General features: G+C 72.2%; 2 protein-coding genes and 2 pseudogenes. 3 read left to right on the top strand and 1 reads right to left on the bottom strand.

Features of this window, described 5'->3' with window-relative positions:
- Positions 1-246 (top strand): annotated as a pseudogene (locus ACWCSD_RS50415) (LysR family transcriptional regulator); the annotation flags it as partial.
- A 49-nt stretch (positions 247-295) separates the two neighbouring features.
- Here ACWCSD_RS50415 and ACWCSD_RS50410 read toward each other — a convergent pair.
- On the bottom strand, positions 296-1750 hold the full coding sequence (locus ACWCSD_RS50410; protein WP_397159364.1) for an MFS transporter: 1455 nt from the start codon (positions 1748-1750) through the stop codon (positions 296-298).
- A gap of 84 nt (positions 1751-1834) precedes the next feature.
- Between ACWCSD_RS50410 and ACWCSD_RS50405 the strand changes: the two genes are divergently transcribed.
- Together ACWCSD_RS50405 and ACWCSD_RS50400 are read left to right on the top strand one after the other, a co-directional pair.
- On the top strand, positions 1835-2665 hold the full coding sequence (locus ACWCSD_RS50405) for a helix-turn-helix transcriptional regulator (RefSeq protein WP_397159366.1): 831 nt from the start codon (positions 1835-1837) through the stop codon (positions 2663-2665).
- A 36-nt stretch (positions 2666-2701) separates the two neighbouring features.
- Positions 2702-3088: pseudogene (locus ACWCSD_RS50400) on the top strand (hypothetical protein); the annotation flags it as partial.

Genomic DNA, 3088 nt, shown 5'->3' with positions numbered 1-3088 from the left:
CAGCAGTTCCTGCGGGAGAAGAGCGCCGTCGGCCTGGGGGAGTGGAGCATCGGCGCGGCGGGGAGCGGGCTGCGCCGCATCCCCATCGTGGACCCGGTCCCCCTCCTGCCGTGGTGGGTGGTCTGGCACCGCCGCAACCCGCACCCGCTGCTCCGTACGCTGCTCGGCCGGCTCCCACGCGTGCGCCCGCCGGACCCGTCGGACGGGCGACACTGGATCCCCGACGCCGACCGTGTCCTCCCGTAGGGGCGCGCCGGCGTGACCGGCGCGGCCTGACCGGCGGGGTGCGGGCCGTTCACGCGTGCGTCCTTCGTGGCCGGCGGGAGGTGGTGCGGAGCAGGGCGTACCCGATCAGGAGCGAGACGACCAGCAGCACGCCGGCGTCCACGGCGGCGGCCAGCCGGACACCGCTCAGCAGGGCCGGGGCCGCGGCCTGACCGGCGGCCTGGAGCGCCGACACCTGCGCCATGCAGATGGCGCTGAGGATCGGGGTGCCGACGGTGATGCCGATCTGCTGGGCGCTCGTCACCAGCCCGGTCGCGACCCCTTGGGCCGTGTCGGGCAGCCCGGACGTCACGGTGACGCCGTAGGAGACCACGACCGACATGTGGCCCACGGAGGCCAGGCAGATCACGGCCAAGGCCGGCCAGGCACCCTCGGTCACGGTCATCGCGGCGGTGCAGACGCCCTGCAGGGCCAGCCCCGCGACCAGCGTCCGCCCCGCGCCCAGCACCCGGATCACCGAGGAGGAGACCATGCCCGTCACGGCCAGCACGACGCCCTGGCCGCCGAAGAACAGACCTGTCCACAGGGGTGACAGCGCCACGACGTCCTGCAGGTAGAGAGTCAGCAGGAAGATGAACGAGCTCATCATGGAGAAGGTGATCAGGCCGCCCAGGCTGCCGAAGGCGACCGTGGGCCTGCGCAACATCGTCAGCGAGACCAGCGGCTGCGCGGCTCGCGACTCGATGACCACGAACCCGCCCAGCAACAGCACGGCCGCCGCCATGGCCACCACCCTCACCGCTCCCGCCGCCGACAGGGCAAAGATGAGGCAGACCAGGCCGCCGCTGACTGTGGCGGCTCCGGGCAGGTCCAGCCGGGGAGAGCGGGCGCCCCGGCTCTCGCTCAGCAGTCCGGGCGCCGCCACGGCGAGGACGCCGCCCGCGACGGCCAGCAGCGCCATCGTCGAACGCCAACCCAGCGTGTCGGTCATGGTGCCGCCGAGCAGCATGCCGACGGTGAATCCGAGGGAAAGCACCGATCCGCTGGCCCCGAGCGCCCGGTTGCGCTGCGGCCCTTCGGCGAAGGTCGTCGTCAGCAGCGACATGCCGGTGGGAATGACGGCGGCGGCCCCCAGCCCCTGCAGGACCCGCCCCGCGACGAACACCCCCGGGTTCCACGCGAGGGCGGCCACCACGGAGGCCACGGTGAACAGCAGGACGCCGCCCAGGAAGAGCCTGCGCCTGCCGTACAGGTCTGCCATGCGGCCGAACAGCAACAGGCATCCGCCCGAGGGCAGCGCGAAGGCGGTGATCGCCCATTGCAGGTCGGCCTGTTCCATCCCGAGTTCCCTGCCGAGATCGGGCAAGGCCACATTTAGAATCGAAAAATCCAAAGAAATGATGAATTGCGCGGCACACAGGATGGCGAGGATGAGTTTGGCACGCGTGGTGAACCGAGCGCCGTGCTCCCCGGAGGAGGTTCCGGCACCGGCCTCGGCGTCCCTGGACAAGGGGTCGATCGTCATGACGTCCACGCTCGGCCATCTCCGGTCCGCGCGGGGAGAGCGTGGTGACACCGGTGGTGGCACCACCAGTCGAAGCGGTGCGCGGTGAGGTCGGGAGAGGAACGCCGCCGGGACCTGCGTGACTTCCTGGTGAGCAGACGTGCCCGCGTCAGCCCCGCCTCCGCCGGCCTGCCGGCGGGCGGGCGCCGGCGCACGCCGGGGCTGCGCCGTGAGGAGGTCGCGGTGCTGGCCGGGGTGAGCCCGGGTTGGTACCAGTGGCTGGAGCAGGGACGCGACATCAACGTCTCCGCGCAGGTGCTGGACGCGGTGGCGCGGGTCCTGCAACTGGACGAGGTCGAACGGCGGCACCTGTACACGCTGGCCGGGCACAATCCGCCGTCTCCGGCCGGACACCCGCACACCTACTGCGAGGGACTGCAACGACTGATCGAAGCCTGGGACCCCAAGCCGGCGACCATGCTGGACGCCTCCTGGAACCACGTGGCCTGGAACGAGTCGGCCAGGCTCGCGCTGGACGTGGCGCAGGCCGAGCGCAACTGCCTGGTGGGCTTCTTCCACGACCCGCGGTACCGACGCCGGGAGCGGGCCTGGCAGGACCTGGCGCCGACCGTGGTGGCGGCCTTCCGCGCCACGGCGGCTGAGCAACCCCGCGATCACGACATCCACGACGTGGTCCGCGCACTGGACGCGACCAGTCCCGAGTTCGCCCGGCTGTGGGCGCGACAGGACGTCCAGGCCGCAGGAATCTGGATCAACGAGGTCGACCATCCCGTCGTGGGCACGCTGACCTTCGAGAGCAGTCAGATGAGACTGCCCGCCAGGCCCGACCTGACCATGGTGCTGTACAACCCGCTGCCCTGCACCGACACCGCGGACAAACTCGCCTGGCTGCGCTCCGTCACCGCGCCCGTCTGAGACCGGCGGCTGGCCGGCTTGCCGAAACGGGTGGCGATGGCGGTCCCTGACATGACCTCTCGCCTGCGGCCACTGGCCGCGTACCGTGCCGTGGCCAGCGGCCGGCGACTCAGGGAGTGGCACGCCCAGACAACCACCCTGGCCTTCAGCCCCGACAACGGTGGGCTCGCGGCGGGCGCCGGGGACGGCCGCGTCCTGGTGCTGGACGTCCGCGACCCCGCGCATACGAGCACACCGCCGGCGTTCACGGGCCATGGCGCCGAGGTGCTCGCGGTGGCCTTCTCGCCCGGCGGGCGGACCCTGGCCGCGGTGGCCTCCTCCGGGGCCACCCGCCCCCCCAAGCCCCCCCAACCCCCCGGGCCCCGTCGGGGAACGATCAATACGCTCGCGGGAAGCGATAATACAGATTCCACGGGCCCGCCC

This window comes from Nonomuraea sp. NPDC001684 (genome assembly GCF_053596515.1).
Note: the sequence above shows the minus strand (reverse complement) of the source record. Positions and strands in the feature narration are given on the sequence as shown.